Origin of the sequence: Klebsiella sp. RHBSTW-00484 (assembly GCF_013705725.1) — a bacterium.
GTDB lineage: Bacteria > Pseudomonadota > Gammaproteobacteria > Enterobacterales > Enterobacteriaceae > Klebsiella.
The window spans coordinates 1-22,488 of the sequence record NZ_CP055481.1; the positions used below are offsets into that span (position 1 = coordinate 1).

The 22,488-nt window shown below is 53.6% G+C and carries 19 protein-coding genes, 1 pseudogene and 1 other annotated feature; of the genes and pseudogenes, 17 read left to right on the forward strand and 3 right to left on the reverse strand.

The annotated features are described in order from the left end of the window. From dnaA to HV213_RS00055, 11 genes are all read left to right on the forward strand, one after another. Positions 1-1,401, forward strand: a complete 1,401-nt coding sequence (gene dnaA, locus HV213_RS00005; protein ID WP_110276012.1) for a chromosomal replication initiator protein DnaA — start codon at positions 1-3, stop codon at positions 1,399-1,401. 4 nt (positions 1,402-1,405) lie between these two features. After that, the gene (gene dnaN / locus HV213_RS00010; RefSeq protein WP_181484326.1) at positions 1,406-2,506 is read left to right on the forward strand and encodes a DNA polymerase III subunit beta; all 1,101 of its coding nucleotides are present in this window, start codon (positions 1,406-1,408) and stop codon (positions 2,504-2,506) included. A gap of 146 nt (positions 2,507-2,652) precedes the next feature. Continuing rightward, complete coding sequence (gene recF, locus HV213_RS00015) at positions 2,653-3,726, forward strand: DNA replication/repair protein RecF (protein ID WP_181484327.1); 1,074 nt, start codon at positions 2,653-2,655, stop codon at positions 3,724-3,726. Between the two features lie 28 nt (positions 3,727-3,754). Further along, entirely contained in the window at positions 3,755-6,169 is a 2,415-nt protein-coding gene (gene gyrB, locus HV213_RS00020; protein WP_110276009.1) for a DNA topoisomerase (ATP-hydrolyzing) subunit B, read from the forward strand. A gap of 171 nt (positions 6,170-6,340) precedes the next feature. Further along, on the forward strand, positions 6,341-7,153 hold the full coding sequence (yidA, locus tag HV213_RS00025) for a sugar-phosphatase (RefSeq protein ID WP_181484328.1): 813 nt from the start codon (positions 6,341-6,343) through the stop codon (positions 7,151-7,153). A 245-nt stretch (positions 7,154-7,398) separates the two neighbouring features. Beyond that, positions 7,399-8,088, forward strand: a complete 690-nt coding sequence (gene dgoR, locus HV213_RS00030) for a D-galactonate utilization transcriptional regulator DgoR (protein WP_181484329.1) — start codon at positions 7,399-7,401, stop codon at positions 8,086-8,088. After that, on the forward strand, positions 8,085-8,963 hold the full coding sequence (locus HV213_RS00035) for a 2-dehydro-3-deoxygalactonokinase (RefSeq protein WP_181484330.1): 879 nt from the start codon (positions 8,085-8,087) through the stop codon (positions 8,961-8,963). The genes dgoR and HV213_RS00035 overlap by 4 nt, the downstream gene beginning before the upstream one ends. Further along, on the forward strand, positions 8,947-9,564 hold the full coding sequence (locus tag HV213_RS00040) for a 2-dehydro-3-deoxy-6-phosphogalactonate aldolase (protein WP_181484331.1): 618 nt from the start codon (positions 8,947-8,949) through the stop codon (positions 9,562-9,564). Before HV213_RS00035 ends, HV213_RS00040 begins: the two co-directional genes overlap by 17 nt. Beyond that, complete coding sequence (gene dgoD / locus HV213_RS00045; RefSeq protein ID WP_181484332.1) at positions 9,561-10,709, forward strand: galactonate dehydratase; 1,149 nt, start codon at positions 9,561-9,563, stop codon at positions 10,707-10,709. The genes HV213_RS00040 and dgoD overlap by 4 nt, the downstream gene beginning before the upstream one ends. A gap of 179 nt (positions 10,710-10,888) precedes the next feature. Then, positions 10,889-12,226 carry an MFS transporter gene (locus HV213_RS00050; protein ID WP_181484333.1) on the forward strand — a complete coding sequence of 446 codons (1,338 nt, stop codon included), beginning with the start codon at positions 10,889-10,891 and terminating at the stop codon, positions 12,224-12,226. Between the two features lie 51 nt (positions 12,227-12,277). After that, positions 12,278-13,504 carry a DUF3748 domain-containing protein gene (locus tag HV213_RS00055; RefSeq protein WP_181484334.1) on the forward strand — a complete coding sequence of 409 codons (1,227 nt, stop codon included), beginning with the start codon at positions 12,278-12,280 and terminating at the stop codon, positions 13,502-13,504. A gap of 1 nt (position 13,505) precedes the next feature. Here the strand turns inward: HV213_RS00055 and HV213_RS00060 are convergent, their stop codons facing one another. Continuing rightward, complete coding sequence (locus HV213_RS00060) at positions 13,506-13,838, reverse strand: YceK/YidQ family lipoprotein (protein WP_110275999.1); 333 nt, start codon at positions 13,836-13,838, stop codon at positions 13,506-13,508. A 240-nt stretch (positions 13,839-14,078) separates the two neighbouring features. Beyond that, positions 14,079-14,154 (forward strand) — a sequence feature (ROSE (Repression Of Heat Shock gene Expression) occurs in the 5'-region of heat shock genes and acts as an RNA thermometer to modulate expression.). On the opposite strand from HV213_RS00060, the gene ibpA reads away from it, so the two are divergent. From ibpA to HV213_RS00080, 4 genes and pseudogenes are all read left to right on the forward strand, one after another. Next, positions 14,148-14,561 (forward strand): small heat shock chaperone IbpA, encoded by a 414-nt coding sequence (gene ibpA, locus HV213_RS00065; protein ID WP_181484335.1) that lies wholly within the window; start codon positions 14,148-14,150, stop codon positions 14,559-14,561. Its footprint overlaps the feature before it by 7 nt. A 119-nt stretch (positions 14,562-14,680) precedes the next feature. Further along, positions 14,681-15,109 carry a small heat shock chaperone IbpB gene (gene ibpB / locus HV213_RS00070; RefSeq protein ID WP_110275997.1) on the forward strand — a complete coding sequence of 143 codons (429 nt, stop codon included), beginning with the start codon at positions 14,681-14,683 and terminating at the stop codon, positions 15,107-15,109. A 137-nt stretch (positions 15,110-15,246) separates the two neighbouring features. Further along, positions 15,247-15,679: pseudogene (locus tag HV213_RS00075) on the forward strand (BRO family protein). Between the two features lie 101 nt (positions 15,680-15,780). Further along, the gene (locus HV213_RS00080; protein WP_181484336.1) at positions 15,781-17,442 is read left to right on the forward strand and encodes a putative transporter; all 1,662 of its coding nucleotides are present in this window, start codon (positions 15,781-15,783) and stop codon (positions 17,440-17,442) included. Here HV213_RS00080 and HV213_RS00085 read toward each other — a convergent pair. Beyond that, positions 17,389-18,156 carry a GntR family transcriptional regulator gene (locus HV213_RS00085; protein ID WP_181486301.1) on the reverse strand — a complete coding sequence of 256 codons (768 nt, stop codon included), beginning with the start codon at positions 18,154-18,156 and terminating at the stop codon, positions 17,389-17,391. The two genes, HV213_RS00080 and HV213_RS00085, sit on opposite strands and share 54 nt — an antisense overlap. Positions 18,157-18,497: 341 nt before the next feature. Here HV213_RS00085 and HV213_RS00090 point away from each other — a divergent pair, with 341 nt between their 5' ends. Then, positions 18,498-20,120 (forward strand): alpha-glucoside-specific PTS transporter subunit IIBC, encoded by a 1,623-nt coding sequence (locus HV213_RS00090; RefSeq protein WP_181484337.1) that lies wholly within the window; start codon positions 18,498-18,500, stop codon positions 20,118-20,120. Further along, positions 20,117-21,439, forward strand: coding sequence for a 6-phospho-alpha-glucosidase (locus HV213_RS00095; protein WP_181484338.1), 1,323 nt, complete (start codon positions 20,117-20,119; stop codon positions 21,437-21,439). Before HV213_RS00090 ends, HV213_RS00095 begins: the two co-directional genes overlap by 4 nt. On the opposite strand, the gene HV213_RS00100 is transcribed toward HV213_RS00095, so the two are convergent. Further along, positions 21,436-22,329, reverse strand: a complete 894-nt coding sequence (locus HV213_RS00100) for a helix-turn-helix transcriptional regulator (RefSeq protein WP_181484339.1) — start codon at positions 22,327-22,329, stop codon at positions 21,436-21,438. The genes HV213_RS00095 and HV213_RS00100 overlap by 4 nt on opposite strands. Between the last annotated feature and the right edge of the window lie 159 nt (positions 22,330-22,488).

The following is a 22,488-nucleotide window of genomic DNA, read 5'->3' on the forward strand; positions in this document are numbered from 1 at the left end:
GTGTCACTTTCGCTTTGGCAGCAGTGTCTTGCCCGATTGCAGGATGAGTTACCAGCCACAGAATTCAGTATGTGGATACGCCCTTTGCAGGCGGAATTGAGCGATAACACGCTGGCACTGTATGCGCCAAACCGTTTTGTGCTCGATTGGGTAAGGGATAAATACCTCAATAATATCAATGGCCTCCTCAATGAATTTTGCGGTGTTGATGCCCCACAGCTGCGTTTTGAAGTTGGCACTAAGCCTGCGGTTCAGCCGCACAGAAGCACAGTAAGCGTTGCGGCCACCGCGCCTGCGGCTCAGGTTCAGACGGCGCGCGTTGCGCCGACAATTGTGCGTCCGGGCTGGGATAACGTCCCCGCACCCGCAGAGCCGACTTATCGCTCCAACGTTAACATTAAGCATACGTTTGATAACTTCGTTGAAGGTAAATCTAACCAGCTGGCTCGCGCGGCGGCGCGCCAGGTTGCTGATAACCCTGGCGGAGCCTACAACCCACTGTTCCTTTATGGCGGCACCGGTCTGGGTAAAACCCACCTTTTGCATGCGGTAGGTAACGGCATTGTGGCGCGCAAACCGAACGCGAAAGTGGTTTACATGCACTCCGAGCGTTTTGTGCAGGACATGGTAAAAGCCCTGCAAAACAACGCCATTGAAGAGTTTAAACGTTACTACCGTTCCGTTGATGCCCTGCTGATCGATGATATCCAGTTCTTTGCGAATAAAGAGCGCTCGCAGGAAGAGTTTTTCCACACCTTCAATGCCCTGCTGGAAGGCAATCAGCAGATCATCCTGACGTCGGATCGCTATCCGAAAGAGATCAACGGGGTTGAGGATCGTCTGAAATCACGCTTCGGTTGGGGCCTGACTGTAGCGATCGAGCCGCCAGAGCTGGAAACTCGCGTGGCGATCCTGATGAAAAAAGCCGACGAAAACGATATTCGCCTGCCGGGTGAAGTGGCGTTCTTTATCGCTAAGCGCCTGCGTTCCAACGTACGTGAGCTGGAAGGTGCACTGAACCGCGTTATCGCTAATGCCAACTTTACTGGCCGAGCGATCACTATCGATTTCGTGCGCGAAGCGCTGCGCGATCTGCTCGCGTTACAGGAAAAACTGGTCACCATCGACAACATTCAGAAGACGGTGGCGGAGTATTACAAGATTAAGGTAGCGGACCTGCTGTCTAAACGCCGCTCCCGTTCGGTGGCGCGCCCTCGTCAAATGGCGATGGCGCTGGCAAAAGAGCTGACCAACCACAGTCTGCCGGAAATCGGCGATGCGTTTGGCGGTCGTGACCATACCACCGTCCTGCACGCCTGCCGTAAAATTGAGCAACTGCGTGAAGAAAGCCACGACATCAAAGAAGATTTTTCCAATTTAATCAGAACATTATCCTCGTGACGCTATGAAATTTACCGTAGAACGTGAACATTTATTAAAACCGCTGCAACAGGTGAGCGGTCCGTTAGGTGGTCGTCCGACGCTGCCGATTCTCGGCAACCTGCTCCTTCAGGTTACCGATGGCGCGCTGTCGCTGACCGGTACCGATCTGGAAATGGAAATGGTCGCGCGCGTGGCGCTGATTCAACCGCACGAAGCGGGAGCAACGACCGTTCCAGCGCGTAAATTTTTTGATATCTGCCGTGGCCTGCCTGAAGGTGCGGAGATCGTGGTACAGCTGGAAGGCGACCGCATGCTGGTACGCTCCGGGCGCAGCCGTTTCTCGCTGTCGACCCTGCCCGCCGCAGATTTCCCGAACCTCGATGACTGGCAGAGCGAAGTTGAATTCACCCTGCCGCAGGCGACGATGAAGCGCCTGATCGAAGCCACTCAGTTTTCGATGGCTCACCAGGATGTTCGCTACTACTTAAACGGCATGCTGTTTGAAACCGAAGGTAGCGAACTGCGTACCGTAGCGACCGACGGCCACCGCCTGGCGGTTTGCTCTATGCCGCTGGAAGAATCGTTGCCGAACCATTCGGTGATCGTGCCGCGTAAAGGGGTGATTGAGCTGATGCGTATGCTCGACGGCGGCGAGACGCCGCTGCGCGTGCAGATCGGCAGCAACAATATCCGAGCCCACGTTGGTGACTTTATCTTCACATCGAAGCTTGTTGATGGCCGTTTCCCTGATTATCGCCGCGTATTGCCGAAAAATCCGGATAAACACCTGGATGCCGGCTGCGATATTCTCAAGCAGGCATTTGCCCGCGCAGCGATTCTCTCGAACGAGAAATTCCGCGGCGTGCGCCTGTACGTCAGTGAAAATCAGCTGAAAATCACCGCTAATAACCCGGAGCAGGAAGAAGCAGAAGAAATTCTGGATGTCACCTATGCCGGGACAGAGATGGAAATCGGCTTTAACGTTAGCTACGTGCTGGATGTGCTTAATGCGCTGAAGTGCGAGAACGTGCGTATTTTGCTGACCGATTCGGTTTCGAGCGTGCAGATTGAAGATGCCGCATCGCAATCCGCGGCCTACGTTGTTATGCCAATGAGACTGTAGTGGAAAATATCGGGCTATCTTACTTGCCATTTTCAACCTGGGCTGTGCTCGCCCCTGTCACGTACTTCGTGTACGCTCCAGGGTCTGCGCGCAGTCCGCGTTGAAACTGGCTGCGCCGATAACGCCCTGGCCCAAAGAACGCTGATATGTCACTGACGCGCTTGCTCATCAAAGACTTCCGCAATATTGAAAATGCGGATCTCGCTTTATCCCCCGGCTTTAACTTCCTGGTTGGCGCCAACGGCAGCGGCAAAACCAGCGTGCTGGAAGCTATCTATACGCTCGGCCACGGTCGGGCGTTTCGCAGTTTGCAGATTGGTCGCGTGATCCGTCACGAGCAGGAATCGTTTGTTCTGCACGGGCGCCTGCAAGGTGAAGAGCGCGAAGTTTCTATCGGCCTGACCAAAGATAAGCAGGGCGACAGCAAGGTTCGTATCGACGGTACCGACGGCCATAAAGTGGCGGAGTTGGCACATCTGATACCGATGCAGCTGATCACACCCGAGGGCTTTACTTTACTCAACGGCGGCCCCAAATACAGAAGAGCCTTCCTTGACTGGGGATGCTTCCACAACGAAGCCGGATTCTTTACCGCCTGGAGCAACCTGAAGCGCCTGGTGAAGCAGCGCAACGCCGCGCTGCGTCAGGTCAGCCGCTATGCCCAACTGCGGCCATGGGATCTCGAATTGATCCCGCTGGCGGAACAAATCAGCCGCTGGCGTGCCGAATACAGCGCCGCTATCGTCGAAGATATGGCGGATACCTGTCGGCAGTTTTTACCGGAATTCGCTCTCACCTTTTCTTTCCAGCGCGGCTGGGAGAAAGAAACGGATTATGCCGAGGTGCTGGAGAGAAGTTTCGAGCGCGATCGCATGTTGACCTACACTGCCCACGGCCCGCACAAGGCGGATTTCCGCATTCGTGCCGACGGTGCGCCGGTGGAGGATACCTTATCGCGCGGGCAGCTTAAGCTGCTGATGTGCGCCCTACGACTGGCGCAAGGCGAGTTTCTGACCCGCGAGAGCGGTCGGCGCTGCCTTTACTTGATAGATGATTTTGCCTCGGAACTTGATGACGCGCGGCGCGGGCTGCTTGCCAGTCGTTTAAAAGCGACGCAGTCGCAGGTTTTCGTCAGCGCCATCAGCGCTGAACACGTTATAGACATGTCGGACGAAAATTCGAAGATGTTTACCGTGGAAAAGGGTAAAATAGCGGATTAACCTAAGATTAAATGAGCGAGAAACGTTGATGTCGAATTCTTATGACTCCTCCAGTATCAAAGTCCTGAAAGGGCTGGATGCGGTGCGTAAGCGCCCTGGTATGTATATCGGCGACACGGATGACGGCACCGGTCTGCACCACATGGTATTCGAGGTTGTGGATAACGCTATCGACGAAGCGCTCGCAGGTTACTGTAAAGACATCGTTGTCACCATCCACAGCGACAACTCCGTCTCCGTACAGGATGATGGCCGTGGTATTCCGACCGGGATCCACCCGGAAGAGGGCGTATCGGCGGCGGAAGTTATCATGACCGTGCTGCACGCAGGCGGCAAATTTGATGATAACTCCTACAAAGTTTCCGGCGGCCTGCACGGTGTAGGCGTTTCCGTGGTTAACGCCCTGTCGCAGAAACTGGAACTGGTGATTCAGCGCGACAATAAAATTCACCGTCAGATTTACGCGCACGGCGTGCCGCAGGCCCCGCTGGCCGTAACCGGCGATACCGAAAAAACCGGTACTATGGTGCGTTTCTGGCCGAGCTATGAAACCTTCACCAACGTTATTGAATTTGAATATGAAATCCTGGCAAAACGCCTGCGTGAGCTGTCGTTCCTGAACTCCGGGGTTTCTATTCGCCTGCGCGATAAGCGTGATGGCAAAGAAGATCATTTCCACTACGAAGGCGGCATCAAGGCGTTTGTTGAGTATCTCAACAAGAACAAAACGCCGATCCACCCGAATATCTTCTATTTCTCCACCGAAAAAGACGGTATCGGCGTTGAAGTGGCGCTGCAATGGAACGATGGCTTCCAGGAAAACATCTACTGCTTTACCAACAACATTCCGCAGCGTGATGGCGGTACTCACCTTGCAGGCTTCCGTGCGGCGATGACCCGTACCCTGAACGCCTACATGGATAAAGAAGGCTACAGCAAAAAAGCGAAGGTCAGCGCCACCGGTGACGATGCTCGTGAAGGCCTGATTGCGGTTGTTTCCGTCAAGGTACCGGATCCGAAATTCTCCTCGCAGACCAAAGATAAGCTGGTTTCTTCCGAGGTGAAAACGGCGGTAGAACAGCAGATGAACGAACTGCTGAACGAATACCTGCTGGAAAATCCGTCTGATGCCAAAATTGTGGTCGGCAAAATTATCGATGCTGCGCGCGCGCGCGAAGCAGCTCGTCGCGCACGTGAAATGACCCGCCGTAAAGGCGCGCTGGATCTGGCTGGTCTGCCGGGCAAACTGGCTGATTGTCAGGAACGCGACCCGGCTCACTCTGAACTGTACCTGGTGGAAGGGGACTCAGCGGGCGGCTCTGCAAAACAGGGGCGTAACCGTAAGAACCAGGCGATCCTGCCGCTGAAAGGTAAAATCCTCAACGTTGAAAAAGCGCGCTTTGACAAAATGCTCGCCTCTCAGGAAGTGGCAACGCTGATTACCGCGCTGGGCTGCGGCATTGGTCGTGACGAGTACAACCCGGACAAACTGCGTTATCACAGCATTATTATCATGACCGATGCGGACGTCGATGGCTCGCACATCCGTACGCTGCTGCTGACCTTCTTCTATCGTCAGATGCCGGAAATCGTTGAGCGCGGCCACGTCTACATTGCGCAGCCGCCGTTGTACAAAGTGAAGAAAGGCAAGCAGGAACAGTACATCAAAGATGATGAGGCGATGGATCAGTATCAGCTCACCATTGCTCTGGATGGCGCGACCCTGCATACCACTGAAGGCGCGCCGGCCCTGTCGGGCGAAGCGCTGGAAAAACTGGTGTCTGAGTACAATGCTACGCAGAAAATGATTGGCCGCATGGAGCGTCGCTTCCCGAAATCGCTGCTGAAAGAGCTTATCTATCAGCCAACGCTCGCAGAGGCCGATCTGGGCAACGAGCAGGCGGTAACTCGCTGGATTAACACCCTGGTGAGCGAGCTGAATGAGAAAGAGCAGCACGGTAGCCAGTGGAAATTCGATATCCGCGAGAACGCCGAGCTGCAGCAGTTTGAACCGATTGTCCGTGTGCGTACCCACGGCGTGGATACCGATTACCCGCTGGACCACGAGTTTGTGACCGGGCCGGAATATAATCGCATCTGCACCCTCGGCGAGAAGCTGCGTGGCCTGATCGAAGACGATGCATTCATCGAACGTGGTGAGCGCCGCCAGCCGGTTGCCAGCTTCGAACAGGCGCTGGAATGGCTGGTGAAAGAGTCCCGTCGCGGCCTTTCTATCCAGCGTTATAAAGGCCTCGGTGAGATGAACCCGGATCAGCTGTGGGAAACCACCATGGACCCGGACAGCCGCCGTATGCTGCGCGTTACTGTGAAAGATGCAATTGCTGCCGATCAGCTGTTCACCACCCTGATGGGCGATGCCGTTGAACCGCGCCGCGCCTTTATCGAAGAGAACGCCCTGAAAGCGGCGAACATCGATATCTAATAGTAGTTGCGTAAAATCAGCCCGGTTGTGTCTTGCGCAACCGGGCGTTTTTTGTCCGCAAAAGAGGAATCCCTCTTCTCAATTCTATCCCCCTTTATCCCGATTTCTATTGCTGTTTTTTGAGCGGAATCGCGTTAGCATGAGTAAGGACTCATCTTACCCGGGGATTTCATGGCTATTAAACTGATTGCAATTGATATGGACGGCACGCTGCTGCTGCCAGACCATACCATTTCACCTGCGGTGAAAACCGCGATTGCCGCAGCTCGTGAACGCGGTGTCAATGTGGTGCTGACCACTGGTCGCCCTTACGCTGGCGTGCACAGTTATCTGAAAGAACTGCATATGGAGCAGCCGGGAGATTACTGCATCACCTATAACGGTGCCCTGGTACAGAAGGCGAGCGACGGCAGTACCGTTGCGCAAACCGCGCTGAGCTACGATGACTATCGCTATCTGGAACAGCTTGCCCGCGAAGTCGGCTCCCATTTCCATGCGCTCGATCGTAATACCCTGTATACCGCTAACCGCGATGTGAGCTATTACACGGTGCATGAATCCTACGTGGCGACGATCCCGCTGGTGTTCTGCGAAGCGGAAAATATGGATCCGAACATTCAGCTGTTGAAAGTGATGATGATCGACGAACCGGCGATTCTGGACCAGGCCATTGCCCGCATCCCGGCGGAGGTGAAAGAGAAATACACCGTGCTGAAAAGCGCGCCGTACTTCCTTGAAATTCTTGATAAACGCGTGACTAAAGGCACCGGCGTGAAATCGCTGGCCGATACGCTGGGCATCAAACCGGAAGAAGTGATGGCGATTGGCGATCAGGAAAATGATATTGCGATGATTGAATACGCTGGCGTTGGTGTCGCGATGGATAACGCCATTCCGGCGGTGAAGGAAGCGGCAAACTTTATCACCAAATCTAACCTGGAAGATGGTGTCGCGTATGCCATTGAAAAATACGTACTAAATTAAATCATCTCGCTCATGAACAACCCGCGTCGATCGCGGGTTTTTTTATGCCCCCAGTTTACCACTCAAGAAAATCCTTACACTCAATTGTCGTTTTTGTGATCTAAATTGTAGTACAACACGATAAAATCGTACTACATTATGTTCGTGGCGATGATGAGTGCTATCACGTTAGTACTACAAAGTTGCGGTCAAATCCGCCTGTCGCGGTAAAGTAGAGAGGTACATCCAGAGCACAAGGACTCTCCATGATTCTCAACAAAACCGATCGCATCGTCATTACGCTGGGCAAGCAGATTGTTAGCGGTAAATACGTTCCCGGTTCTGCGCTGCCAGCGGAAGCCGACCTGTGTGAGGAGTTTGAAACCTCGCGCAATATCATTCGCGAAGTCTTCCGCTCGTTGATGGCCAAGCGACTGATTGAAATGAAGCGTTATCGCGGCGCGTTCGTCGCCTCGCGTAACCAATGGAATTATCTCGATACCGACGTCTTACAGTGGGTGCTGGAGAACGATTATGACCCACGGTTGATTGGTGCGATGAGCGAAGTGCGTAACCTGGTGGAACCGGCAATCGCCCGCTGGGCGGCGGAACGCGCGACATCGAGCGATCTGGCGCAAATCGAAGAGGCGCTCAACGACATGATCGCCAACAACCAGGACAGAGACGCGTTTAACGAAGCAGATATTCGCTATCACGAGGCGGTGTTGCAATCGGTACATAACCCGGTTTTGCAACAGCTCAGCATCGCGATCAGCTCGCTACAGCGAGCCGTATTTGAAAGGACCTGGATGGGCGATGAGGCCAACATGCCGAAAACGCTCCAGGAACATAAGGCACTGTTTGACGCCATCCGGCATCAGGACAGCGAAGCGGCAGAGCAGGCGGCACTCAACATGATTGCCAGCTCCACACGAAGGTTGAAGGAAATCACATGACATCTCGCTACATCGCAATTGACTGGGGATCGACCAATCTGCGCGCCTGGCTTTATCAGGGCGACCAGTGCCTGGAGAGCAGGCAATCAGAAGCAGGCGTCACGCGCCTGAACGGAAAATCTCCCGCAGCGGTGTTTAGCGAGATAACCCAAAACTGGCGCGACAGCGCTACCCCGGTAGTGATGGCGGGAATGGTTGGCAGCAACGTGGGCTGGAAGATTGCGCCCTACCTGCCGGTTCCCGTTCATTTCTCTGCCATTGGTCAACAGTTGACGTCCGTTAGCGACAACGTCTGGATTATTCCCGGGCTCTGCGTTTCTCGTGACGATAACCATAATGTGATGCGCGGCGAAGAGACTCAGCTCCTTGGCGCGCAGGCGATTGCCCCTTCTTCTGTCTATGTGATGCCCGGCACCCACTGCAAATGGGTGCAGGCTGACCGCCAACAAATCCATGATTTTCGTACAGTGATGACCGGCGAATTGCATCACCTGCTGTTGCGCTACTCGCTGGTGGGCGCGGGTCTGCCAGAGCAGGAATCCTCAATGGAAGCTTTCAGCGCTGGACTCGAACGTGGTCTTAATTCGCCAACCGTACTGCCGCAGCTTTTTGAGGTTCGCGCTTCGCACGTGCTGGGCTCGCTGCCGCGCGAGCAGGTTAGCGAGTTTTTATCAGGCCTGTTGATTGGCGCGGAAGTTGCCACCCTGAGTGAACCGTTCTCCGGGCAGCAGTCCATCACGCTTGTTGCGGGGTCATCACTCACGTCGCGCTATCTTCAGGCTTTTCACGCTATCGGGCGTGAAGTCTGTACGGTGGATGGCGATACGGCATTTCAGACAGGAATAAGGAGCATCGCTCATGCAGTGGCAAACTAATCTACCTCTTATCGCTATCTTGCGCGGCATTACGCCGGAAGATGCGCTGGCGCACGTGGGCGCCGTGATTGAGGCCGGGTTCGACGCCGTCGAAATCCCGCTTAACTCACCGCAGTGGGAAAAAAGCATTCCCGCCGTGGTGGATGCTTACGGCGATAAAGCGCTGATTGGCGCAGGCACCGTACTTAAGCCTGAACAGGTGGACCAGCTTGCCGAAATGGGCTGCAAGCTTATCGTCACGCCAAATATTCAGCCCGAGGTGATTCGCCGTGCGGTGAGCTACGGCATGACGGTTTGCCCGGGATGTGCGACGGCGACTGAGGCTTTCACCGCGCTGGATGCGGGTGCTCAGGTGCTGAAAGTGTTCCCTTCCTCGGCGTTTGGCCCTGACTATATCAAGGCGCTGAAAGCCGTTTTACCGCTGGATGTTCCCGTTTTCGCCGTGGGCGGCGTCACGCCGGAAAATCTGGCGCAGTGGTTAAAGGCAGGCTGTATTGGAGCCGGGCTGGGTAGCGACCTCTATCGCGCCGGGCAGTCCGTAGAACGTACCGCACAGCAGGCGGCAGCATTTGTTAAAGCGTATCGAGAGGCAGTGCAATGAAAATAACCAAAATCACCACGTATCGTTTACCCCCTCGCTGGATGTTTTTGAAGATTGAAACCGACGAAGGCGTGGTTGGCTGGGGCGAACCCGTTATCGAAGGGCGTGCGCGAACCGTAGAAGCGGCGGTGCATGAACTTGGTGACTATCTGATAGGCCAGGACCCGGCGCGTATCAATGACCTGTGGCAGGTGATGTACCGCGCGGGCTTTTATCGCGGCGGCCCGATCCTAATGAGCGCCATCGCCGGTATCGACCAGGCACTGTGGGATATTAAAGGCAAAGTGCTGAACGCGCCGGTCTGGCAGCTGATGGGCGGCCTGGTACGAGACAAAATCAAAGCCTACAGCTGGGTCGGCGGCGATCGTCCGGCAGAAGTGATTGATGGTATCAAGAAACTGCGCGGGATCGGTTTTGATACCTTTAAATTAAATGGCTGTGAAGAGCTGGGACTTATCGATAACTCACGTGCGGTAGATGCGGCGGTGAACACCGTAGCGCAAATTCGCGAGGCTTTTGGCAATGAAATTGAATTCGGTCTCGATTTTCACGGTCGCGTTAGCGCGCCAATGGCAAAAGTATTAATTAAAGAACTGGAACAGTATCGCCCATTATTTATTGAAGAACCGGTTCTGGCGGAGCAAGCGGAATATTACCCACGACTGGCAGCACAAACCTCAATTCCTATTGCCGCAGGCGAACGCATGTTCTCGCGTTTTGAATTTAAACGCGTGCTGGAAGCGGGCGGTCTGGCCATTTTGCAGCCTGATCTGTCCCATGCCGGTGGCATCACCGAATGCTACAAAATCGCCGGTATGGCAGAGGCTTATGATGTGGCATTGGCACCGCACTGCCCGCTGGGGCCTATCGCGCTGGCCGCCTGCCTGCACATTGACTTTGTTTCCTATAACGCCGTATTCCAGGAGCAAAGCATGGGCATTCACTATAACAAGGGGGCTGAACTGCTCGACTTTGTGAAGAATAAAGAAGATTTCAATATGGAAGGCGGCTTCTTTAAACCGCTAATGAAGCCGGGGCTTGGCGTAGAAATCGATGAAGCAAGGGTTGTTGAGCTCAGTAAGAATGCGCCGGACTGGCGTAATCCGTTGTGGCGGCATGAGGATGGTTCTGTCGCCGAATGGTAAATGCGCGTCATACTTCGCACTGGTGGTGCGGTGGGTGCATTTTCTTACCCCGGTCACATACTTTTGTATGCTCCCGGGGATGCGAAAATTTGCCGCCTTCCCCCAGCACGAATTATTTAGCGCATTGCATTTGAGTTATTAATAAAAATTTTAAACACACCCTCTGTAAATTACTGGGCATGGTGAGCGGTCTCGCTATGCCCAAAATCTGGAGACAGATTGCGATGGATATTTCAGTTACAGCTGCAAAACCCGGGCGTCGTCGTTATTTGACGCTGATTATGATCTTTATTACCGTGGTGATTTGCTATGTTGATCGCGCGAATCTCGCCGTGGCATCGGCCCATATTCAGGAAGAGTTTGGTATTACCAAAGCGGAAATGGGATACGTCTTTTCTGCCTTTGCGTGGCTTTATACGATTTGTCAGATCCCCGGAGGCTGGTTCCTGGACCGCGTTGGCTCACGTCTGACCTACTTTATCGCTATTTTTGGCTGGTCGGTGGCGACGCTATTTCAAGGATTCGCGACGGGGCTGATGTCATTGATTGGTCTGCGTGCTATCACCGGGATATTTGAAGCCCCGGCGTTTCCCACCAACAACCGTATGGTGACCAGCTGGTTCCCGGAGCACGAGCGCGCATCTGCCGTCGGCTTTTATACCTCAGGGCAGTTTGTTGGGCTGGCGTTCCTGACGCCATTATTAATCTGGATTCAGGAAATGCTGAGCTGGCACTGGGTATTTATCATCACCGGTGCTATCGGTATTGTCTGGTCATTTATCTGGATTAAGGTCTATCAGCCGCCGCGCCTGACAAAAGGCATCAGCAAAGCCGAGCTGGATTATATTCGTGATGGCGGCGGCCTGGTTGATGGCGATGCGCCTGTGAAAAAAGAGGCGCGACAGCCGCTGACCAAAGCCGACTGGAAGCTGGTGTTCCACCGCAAACTGATTGGCGTTTACCTAGGGCAGTTTGCCGTGACCTCCACGCTGTGGTTTTTCCTGACCTGGTTCCCTAATTATCTGACTCAGGAAAAGGGAATTACAGCGCTGAAAGCCGGTTTTATGACCACGGTTCCGTTCCTTGCCGCCTTTGTTGGCGTACTGCTCTCAGGTTGGCTGGCAGACAGGCTGGTGAGAAAAGGTTTTTCGTTAGGTGCCGCGCGTAAAACGCCTATCATCTGCGGCCTGCTGATCTCCACCTGTATTATGGGCGCGAATTACACCAACGATCCGGTGTGGATTATGGTGCTGATGGCAGTGGCGTTCTTTGGCAATGGCTTCGCGTCGATTACCTGGTCGCTGGTCTCGTCGCTTGCGCCGATGCGGCTGATTGGGCTGACCGGCGGGATGTTTAATTTCGTCGGTGGACTGGGCGGTATCACCGTTCCGTTAGTGGTCGGTTACCTGGCTCAGGACTATGGTTTTGCCCCTGCGCTGGTCTATATATCCGTGATTGCGCTGGTTGGCGCGCTCTCCTACATCCTGCTGGTGGGCGATGTTAAACGAGTAGGTTAATTCTTGCCGATACTATACCCTGATGCGAAAGTCTCGCATCAGGGTATCCTCATGAAACAAGTCACCTTTGCTCTCCGTAATCATCAGCTTACCAACACACGCACCTGGACGGCGGATAGCCAGTGGCTGGTTTTTGACGTCCGTCCGTCCGGGGCGTCGTTTACCGGCGAAACCATTGAACGCGTCAATGTTGAAAGCGGCGATGTTGAAGTGATCTATCGTGCGACAAACAATGCGCACGTTGGCGTGGTGACCGTTCATCCTTCGGCAGACCAGTACGTCTTTATCCATGGCCCGGAAAACCCGGATGAGTACTGGCATTACGATTTCCACCATCGTCGCGGCGTGGTGACATATCGGGGAGAAACGCACAATCTTGATGCGATGGATATCACCGCCCCGTATACGCCAGGGGCGCTGCGCGGTGGCAGCCATGTGCATGTCTTCAGCCCAAACGGTGAGTTTGTCAGCTTTACCTATAACGACCATGTACTGCACGAGCGCGATCCATTACTCGATCTGCGCAACGTCGGCGTGGCGGTGCCCTATGGCCCTGTCACGCCGCGTGGGCAGCATCCGCGAGAATATGGCGGCAGCCACTGGTGCGTACTGGTCAGTCGGACAACGCCGATGCCCACCCCGGGTAGCGACGACATCAACCGGGCCTATGAAGAGGGCTGGGTTGGCAACCATGCGCTGGCGTTTATCGGCGATACGCAGTCGATGAATGGCGATAAAGTACCGGAGCTTTTTATTGTCGAATTGCCGAAGAGTGAACAGGGCTGGAAGTTGCCGGGCGATGCGCCTCTGGCAGGTATAGAAACGACGATGCCCGCGCCTCCGGCTGGCGTTGTTCAGCGTCGCTTAACGTTTACTCATGAACGTCGTTACCCTGGGCTTGCGAATACGCCGCGCCACTGGGTGCGGGCCAACCCGCAGGCCACGGAGATTGCTTTTCTGATGCGTGATGATACCGGCGTCGTTCAGCTATGGCTTATTTCGCCACAAGGCGGCGAACCGCGGCAGCTAACCCACAATAGCGCAGATATTCAATCGGCGTTTAACTGGCATCCATCAGGAAAATGGCTGGGCTTTGTGCTGGAGAGTCGAATTGCGCTCTGCGATGCGCAGAGTGGGGTGATCACCTTTTTAACTGCCGGACACGAAAATCCGCCTTCAGCCGATGCGATCGTCTTTTCGCCAGACGGCAAACAGCTTGCCTGGATGGAAGAGGTGGACGGTTATCGCCAGCTTTGGATAACCGCAACGGCACGCTAAATTACGGGTTAGGCATTGGCGCTGGCGGGATCACAGAGTTGGTGGCCAGCGTCTCTTTCTCGCTCTTTTCCACGCGCGATTTGACCGAGCTATCGGTACGGAACATATCCCACGGCAGCAGCAGTGTGTCCATCACGGCGGTGAGCGGCATATCCAGAGCGACCAGAGATTTGACTCCCCAGTTGGTATCGTCATCACCCAGCGTTTGCGCGCTGGAGCGGGTCCCCGGGTAGGTTCCTTCTTTGCCGCCGGTATGTGACATGACGCTGGAGCACCCGCTTGAAATTATTATCCCGCTGAACAGGATTAGCTTTAACAGACCGCTTTTCATCATTCTTCCGTCATTGTTACGGGCGTTGATAGAACCTTCTATCGGTTATATCGAGCCATTCCATGGATGCATAGTGTTATTGCGCTGCACTGTGGCAGGCGTCGCACTTTGCCTTTTGTGCTGTGACTCCAGTCTAAGCAATAGACAACAAACTGCAAAAAAAATTGCCCTCTTCATCTTGAAAATAACGTTATTAAACCCATTTTAGGAATGTGCCCCGCTGAGAATACGCCGAATGGGTATTCTGGGTAATAACGGCCTGTCCATGATGGAAGGTCAGATAATTCTCGCTGATTTCAGGAGCTATTTATTATGCGTAATTTCGATCTCTCCCCGCTGTATCGTTCTGCTATTGGTTTCGACCGCCTTTTCAATCTGTTAGAAAATAATCAAAGCCAGAGTAATGGCGGCTACCCTCCGTACAACGTTGAGTTAGTAGACGAGAACAACTACCGTATCGCGATTGCGGTTGCGGGTTTTGCAGAGAGTGAACTGGAGATTACCACCCAGGACAACCTGTTGATTGTTAAAGGCTCTCATACGGCTGAGCAGAAAGAGCGTACCTATCTGTACCAGGGTATCGCCGAGCGTAACTTTGAGCGTAAATTCCAGCTCGCGGAAAATATTCATATCCGCGGTGCTAACCTGGTCAACGGTCTGCTGTATATCGACCTGGAGCGAGTTATTCCTGAAGCGAATAAACCGCGCCGCATCGAAATCAACTAATTACGTGGGTCGCGAATGCGGCCCGATATAAAACTAAAAATCTGCCTGCCGTCAGGAGGCAAATGTAAATCCACAGGATTTGCAGATATCAACTCGCTTCTTAGAAGGAGAAACATACTATGCGTAACTACGATTTATCCCCACTGCTGCGTCAATGGATCGGTTTTGACAAACTGGCCAATGCCCTGCAAACCGCCGGTGAAAGCCAGAGCTTCCCACCCTATAACATCGAAAAAAGCGACGATAACCACTATCGCATAACTCTTGCGCTGGCCGGTTTCCGTCAGGAAGATTTGGATGTCCAGCTGGAAGGTACGCGCCTGACGGTAAAAGGTACGCCGCAGCAGCCGGAAAAAGAGACCAAATGGCTGCATCAGGGGTTGGTGAGCCAGGCATTTAGCCTGAGCTTTACGCTCGCCGAAAATATGGAAGTCTCCGGGGCAACCTTTACCAATGGCCTGCTGCATATCGATTTGACTCGTAACGAGCCGGAACAGATAGCTCCGCAGCGTATCGCCATCAGCGATCGTCCCGCCTTGAATAGCTAATTAAGTGAACACCTATAAGGCCCCGATTTTCGGGGCTTTTTTGTGCGCTGGCGCTCATAAAATGCCCTTGCTGCAACAGATATTTCAGTTTAAAAAATAATCAGATTTTATAGGCTCACTGAAACAAAGGATATGTGATGAACGAACAGCAGCCATTTGAAGCGATTAAAAATAGAGATGAGGCGGGAAGAGAGTATTGGTCTGCCTGAGCATTGGCAAAATTGCTAGAGTATTCAGAATATCGCCATTTTAACCCGGTGATTATCAAAGCAATTGAGGCATGCGCGAATAGTGGGCATGCTGCGAACGACCATTTCGAGGAGATCCTCGCTATGGTCAGAATTGGTTCCGGGGCACAGCGAGAACTTAAGGATATAAAATTATCCCGCTACGCCTGCTATCTGGTTGTGCAAAATGGCGATCCGTCAACAAACCCATTATGAAGTTGGGCAAAAAGTGCGTCAGACGATTAAAGATCTTGGCGGCACGATGCCGGAAGCGCTGCCTTCTCCAGATAAAAGCATTCAGCAGCTGAAAATTGCGGTGAAAAGTAAAGACGCGCCGGAATAGCGAACCTGATGCCGTGATTATTGTGCGCCAGGCGGCATACAGTCTATTGAGCGCCAGTCATAATCCTCTTTGTTGATAATGTTATTCACAGGGAAGAAACGATGAGTGATATAGCATTGACCGTTAGCGTATTGGCGCTGGTTGCGGTAGTTGGATTGTGGATCGGCAATGTAAAAGTGCGCGGTGTCGGCTTTGGTATCGGAGGCGTGCTGTTTGGCGGAATCATCGTCGGCCACTTCGTGGACCAGGCGGGCATCACGCTCAGTAGCCCAATGCTGCACTTTATTCAGGAATTTGGCCTGATTCTCTTCGTGTATACCATCGGTATCCAGGTGGGACCGGGCTTCTTCGCCTCGCTGCGCGTTTCCGGCCTGCGGCTTAACCTCTTCGCGATTCTTATCGTGATCCTCGGCGGCCTGGTCACCGCAGTCCTGCATAAACTGTTCGATATCCCTCTTCCGGTGGTGCTTGGCATCTTCTCCGGGGCCGTTACTAACACGCCAGCACTGGGGGCCGGGCAGCAGATCCTGCGCGACCTTGGCGTGCCGTTTGATACTGTCGACCAGATGGGGATGAGTTACGCCATGGCCTATCCGTTCGGCATTTGCGGCATTCTGCTGACGATGTGGCTGGTTCGGCTATTTTTCCGCATTAATGTCGAAAAAGAGGCCCAGCAGTTTGATGAGAACAGCGGCAACGGTCATTCGCATCTGCAAACTATCAACGTTCGCGTGGAAAACCCCAACCTGAATAATATGGCGATTCAGGATGTGCCAATGCTTAACAGCGATAAGCTGATTTGCTCGCGTCTCAAGCGTGAGGAGATGCTGATGGTGCCTGCGCCGAATACCATGATTCAGCTTGGCGACCTGCTGCATCTGGTTGGGCGGCCAGAGGATTTGCATAACGCTCAACTGGTGATTGGCAAAGAAGTCTCTACCTCACTCTCCACTCGCGGTACCGACCTGAAAGTTGAGCGCGTGGTGGTCACCAACGAGAAGGTATTGGGTAAAAGAATCCGCGATCTGCACTTTAAACAGCGCTATGACGTGGTTATCTCACGCCTCAATCGTGCCGGGGTTGAGCTGGTCGCCAGCAGCCATGCCAGCCTGCAGTTCGGCGATATCCTGAATCTGGTGGGCCGCCCGGAAGCGATTGACGCGGTTGCCGCCGAGCTTGGCAACGCGCAGCAAAAACTCCAGCAGGTGCAGATGCTACCGGTGTTTATCGGCATTGGTCTGGGCGTTCTACTGGGCTCTATTCCTCTGTTTATTCCTGGATTCCCGGCGGCGCTGAAGCTGGGTCTGGCCGGCGGGCCGCTGATTATGGCACTGATCCTCGGGCGTATCGGCAGTATCGGTAAGCTGTACTGGTTTATGCCGCCCAGCGCCAACCTTGCGCTGCGCGAGTTGGGGATTGTGCTGTTCCTCGCAGTGGTCGGGCTAAAATCCGGCGGCGACTTTGTAGCGACGCTGATTGAAGGCGACGGTATGAGCTGGATTGCCTACGGCATCTTTATCACCGGTATACCGCTACTGGCGGTCGGGATTCTGGCGCGTATGTTCGCGAAAATGAACTACCTGACCCTGTGCGGCATGCTGGCCGGTTCAATGACCGACCCTCCGGCACTGGCTTTTGCCAACAACCTGCATGCCACCAGCGGCGCGGCGGCGCTCTCTTACGCCACTGTTTATCCGCTGGTCATGTTCCTACGTATCATCACGCCGCAGCTCCTGGCGGTGCTGTTCTGGGGGATGGGTTAACAGATTTTGTGCCAGTACGCGCCGCAAGTGGTAGTCCACCTGATACTCGCTGGCGTTACGGAACATCACCGAATAGTTAAGAAACTCGCCGCTGTCGCTGTAGGAAAGGGAGGTAATTCGCAGCAGCGGCGTCTGTTCCGGCACGTTCATAGATTGCGCCAGCTGCTTGTCCGCCAGCACTGGCGACAGCGTTTCATAGTTACCGCTGATGGTTATTCCGCACTCCTTCTCGATATAATCGAACTTCGACCCCTCCAGATGCACCAACGACAGATTACGAAACAGCTTTACCGGCATATAGCTGTCTTCCAGCATTAGCGGCTTGCCATCGACATAGCGCACCCGGCGCGAGAAGTAGATCCGTTCATCAATTTGTATCCGCAGCAGGCTGGCGATAGCCGGAGGCGCGGGCATCACTTCAAAAACCAATACCCGGCTCACGACCTCTTTGCCATGCTTGCGTAGTACCTCGGCCAGCCCGGTCAGATTGGTGGTTTCATGATGTAAGTCTTTGCGGGCGACATAGGTACCGGAACCGTGCCGACGCACCACCAGCCCCCACGCGACTAACAGGTCGATGGCTTTACGGATGGTCATGCGCGCGACGCCGAACTCTTCCGCCAGCTTTTTCTCGCCCGGAAGCGGGCTGCCGATATCGAAATCGGAGGAATTGAGCCGCAAACGCAATCTGTCGGCGATAGATTTGTAGATCACCAGTAGACCTCTATTCATTGTGTTGAAATCGATACTAAATGCATTATTTTCTATAAAAATTAAATGAATACATAAAGATAAAATATATTCGTTATGGTGATTTCATCAGTTGAATTCATCATATCTAATTTTATATAAAAAAGTAGACAACATTGGCGTAATTAAAACCATGAAAGCGATCACGAATCGCAACGGTGCTGCATGTTACCGCTCGGGCAAATTTCTATCCTCGTTTCAGGCCAGTACAAATAGTTACCCTGAATAATTCACCGCTGTACGTGAAGTATGCCGGGTATGAATAAGGCCACTCACCCTACGAGTTGTTACATGAGGATTTTCAAATGCTCAGTCAAATACAACGCTTTGGCGGCGCCATGTTTACCCCGGTTTTACTCTTTCCTTTCGCCGGGATCGTGGTGGGTATCGCCATTATGCTGCGTAACCCGATGTTCGTCGGCGAAGCGCTCACAGCATCCGATAGTTTATTTGCTCAGATCGTTCACATCATTGAAGAGGGCGGCTGGACCGTCTTTCGTAATATGCCGCTGATTTTCGCCGTCGGTCTGCCGATCGGCCTGGCGAAACAGGCTCAGGGCCGGGCCTGCTTAGCGGTATTGGTTAGCTTCCTCACCTGGAACTATTTCATCAACGCCATGGGGATGACCTGGGGCCACTTCTTCGGCGTCGACTTTTCCGTTGAACCGACCGCAGGCAGCGGCTTGACGATGATGGCCGGGATTAAAACGCTCGATACCAGCATTATCGGCGCGATTGTTATTTCCGGGCTGGTGACCGCCCTGCATAACCGCTATTTCGATAAACCGCTGCCGGTTTTCCTCGGCATCTTTCAGGGCTCCTCGTTTGTGGTGATTGTCGCTTTCCTGGCGATGATCCCCTGCGCCTGGCTCACCCTGCTCGGCTGGCCAAAAGTGCAGATGGGCATTGAGTCGCTACAGGCCTTTTTACGCTCCGCCGGGGCGCTGGGCGTCTGGGTATACATCTTCCTCGAACGCATCCTGATCCCGACCGGTCTGCACCACTTCGTCTACGGCCCATTTATCTTCGGTCCTGCGGTGGTAGAAGGCGGTATTCAGGTCTACTGGGCACAGCATTTACAGGAGTTCAGCCAAAGCACCGAAGCGCTGAAAACCCTGTTCCCGGAAGGCGGATTTGCGCTGCACGGTAACTCGAAGGTCTTTGGTTCGGTAGGCATTGCGCTGGCGCTTTACTTCACCGCCGCGCCGGAAAACCGCGTCAAAGTCGCCGGGTTGCTGATTCCTGCCACTTTGACCGCCATGCTGGTGGGGATAACCGAACCCCTGGAATTCACCTTTCTGTTCATCTCGCCGCTGCTGTTTGCCGTCCACGCTGTACTGGCGGCGACCATGGCGACGGTGATGTATATCTGCGGCGTGGTGGGTAACTTTGGCGGCGGCCTGCTTGACCAGTTCCTGCCGCAAAACTGGATCCCCATGTTCCACAACCACGCGTCGATGATGTTTATCCAGATAGGCGTTGGCGCGTGCTTCACCGCCCTCTACTTCGTCACCTTCCGTGCGCTGATTCTGCGCCTGAACCTGAAAACGCCGGGCCGTGAAGAGAGCGAAATCAAGCTCTACAGCAAAGCCGATTACCAGGCCGCTCGCGGCAAAACCAGCGCCGCAGGGGCGACGGATACCAAACTGGGCCAGGCCGCAGGCTTCCTGCAGGCGCTGGGCGGGGCGGGCAATATCGAGAGTATTAATAACTGCGCCACCCGGCTGCGTATTGCGCTGGTCGACATGGCGAAAACGCAAAGTGATGACGTGTTTAAAGCGCTGGGCGCCCACGGCGTTGTGCGCCGCGGTAATGGGATTCAGGTCATCGTCGGCCTGCATGTTCCCCAGGTCCGCGACCAGCTTGAAACCCTAATGAAAGATTCTCTACAGACCGAACAAACCACCATGACGGAGGCAGTATCATGAAAAAATTCTCAGTTGTTATCGCAGGCGGCGGCAGTACCTTTACCCCGGGCATCGTACTGATGCTGTTAGCAAACCAGGATCGCTTCCCGCTGCGGGCGCTGAAATTTTACGACAACGACGGCGCGCGTCAGGAGACCATCGCCGAGGCGTGCAAAGTGATCCTCAAAGAGCAGGCACCGGAGATTGAATTTAGCTACACCACCGATCCACAGGCGGCCTTTACCGACGTTGATTTCGTGATGGCGCACATCCGCGTGGGCAAATATCCGATGCGTGAAAAAGACGAAAAAATCCCGTTGCGCCACGGCGTATTGGGCCAGGAAACCTGCGGCCCTGGCGGTATTGCCTACGGCATGCGTTCTATCGGCGGCGTACTCGAGCTGGTGGATTATATGGAAAAATATTCACCGAATGCCTGGATGCTCAACTACTCCAACCCGGCGGCAATTGTGGCGGAAGCAACCCGTCGCCTGCGTCCGAATGCTAAAATTCTCAACATTTGCGATATGCCGATCGGCATTGAAGGGCGGATGGCGCAAATCGTCGGTCTCAAGGATCGCAAGCAGATGCGCGTGCGCTACTATGGCCTTAACCACTTTGGCTGGTGGACCTCGATTGAAGATCTGCAAGGTAACGATTTGATGCCGAAACTGCGCGAACATGTGGCGAAATATGGCTATGTTCCGCCATCGAACGACCCGCACACCGAAGCGAGCTGGAACGATACCTTCGCCAAAGCGAAAGACGTGCAGGCGCTGGATCCGGATACGATGCCGAATACTTATCTCAAGTATTACCTGTTCCCGGACTACGTGGTGGCGCACTCCAATCCGGAACGTACCCGCGCGAACGAAGTGATGGATCACCGTGAGAAAAACGTCTTCAGCGCCTGTCGGGCGATTATTGAAGCGGGTAACTCTTCGGCAGGCGATCTGGAAATCGACGAACATGCTTCCTATATCGTCGATCTGGCGGCGGCTATTGCCTTTAATACCCAGGAACGCATGCTGCTGATTGTGCCGAACAACGGCGCGATTCATAACTTTGATGCCGATGCGATGGTGGAAATTCCATGCCTGGTCGGCCACAACGGACCGGAGTCGCTAACGGTTGGCGATATTCCTCACTTCCAGAAAGGGATGATGAGCCAGCAGGTGGCGGTAGAAAAACTGGTGGTGGACGCCTGGGAACACCGCTCTTACCACAAGCTGTGGCAGGCCATTGCGCTGTCAAAAACCGTACCGAGCGCCTCCGTTGCTAAAGCGATTCTCGACGACCTGATTGCGGCCAACAAAGAGTACTGGCCGGAACTGCATTAATCCTGCTGACCGGCATCCATGGGGTGCCGGTCATTCATTTTTAGCACCTCTGAGGGCGCATAGCCGAAGCGGCGTTTAAACGCTTTGCTGAAATGAAAAGAGTCAAAGAAGTTCAGCATCCCCGCCACCTTACCCACGGTATTCCCCTCCTGCTTCAATAACGACTGTGCCAGTTCCAGTTGCGCATTGAGGTAGTACTCTTTTGGCGTTTTACCGGTATAGCGGAGAAACAGACGCCGCAGCCAGGGCTCACTGCACTGCATGGCATCAGCCATGTCGGCCACGCTCCAGCGCTTTTGCGGGTTGGCGTGGAGAGCGGCTATCAGGTTTTCCAGCTTTTGAAGTTGGCGGTCTTTGTTGCCACTTTCGGCAATCAGGCAAATCCATTGATAGATGATTTTCGTTAAATAGGCGACGGCCAGATTATTTTTTAGCGGATCGCGGTCTGCAATCAATAATGCTACTTCATTTAACTCTTTATTAAATACATCACCATGATAAATCGTTCCAATTTGCAATATCGGAATCGGCATCAGCGTGGTAGGAATAAACTCCATCCAGTACTGCTCCCAGACCAGGCCAGCACAGTGATAGGATTTTATCTCAATAGGTTTTAAGAATATGACGCAGTTCCCATTCAGAGTAATTTCTGAGTTGTCTTTAAGATATATTTTCCCGCATCCCTGCAGGGTATATATCGCCACCCAGGAGTTAGCGATAAGCGGTTTCTTTTTATCGCGTGGCCAGCTGACCCGGTAGCTTTCATCAGCAAGGGTATGCCATAGCGAGAGCAGGGAAATCCCGCTTGAGATCACATTTTCTTCCAGAACTAACGGAATATTATACGTAGTTTCGTTTTTTACATGCGAAATTTGTATTTTTCCATTCATTTTAATTTCCCATCAGCGAATGATGCCTGCAACCTGATAGGGGGAATTTAGCAAAAAAATAACCGTTCAGGGATACATTACCCATTATTTTATGAATCTCATCGCCTTACCTGGATAAAACGCTATTCCTTTGTACCTAATAGCACCAGGATATAATGA

What these genes read in the sequence shown, in the direction of transcription:
- dnaN (WP_181484326.1), top strand. Translation starts at nt 1,406, where the DNA reads ATGAAATTTACCGTAGAACGTGAACATTTATTAAAACCGCTGCAACAG.
- recF (WP_181484327.1), top strand. Translation starts at nt 2,653, where the DNA reads ATGTCACTGACGCGCTTGCTCATCAAAGACTTCCGCAATATTGAAAAT.
- gyrB (WP_110276009.1), top strand. Translation starts at nt 3,755, where the DNA reads ATGTCGAATTCTTATGACTCCTCCAGTATCAAAGTCCTGAAAGGGCTG.
- yidA (WP_181484328.1), top strand. Translation starts at nt 6,341, where the DNA reads ATGGCTATTAAACTGATTGCAATTGATATGGACGGCACGCTGCTGCTG.
- dgoR (WP_181484329.1), top strand. Translation starts at nt 7,399, where the DNA reads ATGATTCTCAACAAAACCGATCGCATCGTCATTACGCTGGGCAAGCAG.
- HV213_RS00035 (WP_181484330.1), top strand. Translation starts at nt 8,085, where the DNA reads ATGACATCTCGCTACATCGCAATTGACTGGGGATCGACCAATCTGCGC.
- HV213_RS00040 (WP_181484331.1), top strand. Translation starts at nt 8,947, where the DNA reads ATGCAGTGGCAAACTAATCTACCTCTTATCGCTATCTTGCGCGGCATT.
- dgoD (WP_181484332.1), top strand. Translation starts at nt 9,561, where the DNA reads ATGAAAATAACCAAAATCACCACGTATCGTTTACCCCCTCGCTGGATG.
- HV213_RS00050 (WP_181484333.1), top strand. Translation starts at nt 10,889, where the DNA reads ATGGTGAGCGGTCTCGCTATGCCCAAAATCTGGAGACAGATTGCGATG.
- HV213_RS00055 (WP_181484334.1), top strand. Translation starts at nt 12,278, where the DNA reads ATGAAACAAGTCACCTTTGCTCTCCGTAATCATCAGCTTACCAACACA.
- HV213_RS00060 (WP_110275999.1), bottom strand. Translation starts at nt 13,838, where the DNA reads ATGATGAAAAGCGGTCTGTTAAAGCTAATCCTGTTCAGCGGGATAATA.
- ibpA (WP_181484335.1), top strand. Translation starts at nt 14,148, where the DNA reads ATGCGTAATTTCGATCTCTCCCCGCTGTATCGTTCTGCTATTGGTTTC.
- ibpB (WP_110275997.1), top strand. Translation starts at nt 14,681, where the DNA reads ATGCGTAACTACGATTTATCCCCACTGCTGCGTCAATGGATCGGTTTT.
- HV213_RS00080 (WP_181484336.1), top strand. Translation starts at nt 15,781, where the DNA reads ATGAGTGATATAGCATTGACCGTTAGCGTATTGGCGCTGGTTGCGGTA.
- HV213_RS00090 (WP_181484337.1), top strand. Translation starts at nt 18,498, where the DNA reads ATGCTCAGTCAAATACAACGCTTTGGCGGCGCCATGTTTACCCCGGTT.
- HV213_RS00095 (WP_181484338.1), top strand. Translation starts at nt 20,117, where the DNA reads ATGAAAAAATTCTCAGTTGTTATCGCAGGCGGCGGCAGTACCTTTACC.
- HV213_RS00100 (WP_181484339.1), bottom strand. Translation starts at nt 22,329, where the DNA reads ATGAATGGAAAAATACAAATTTCGCATGTAAAAAACGAAACTACGTAT.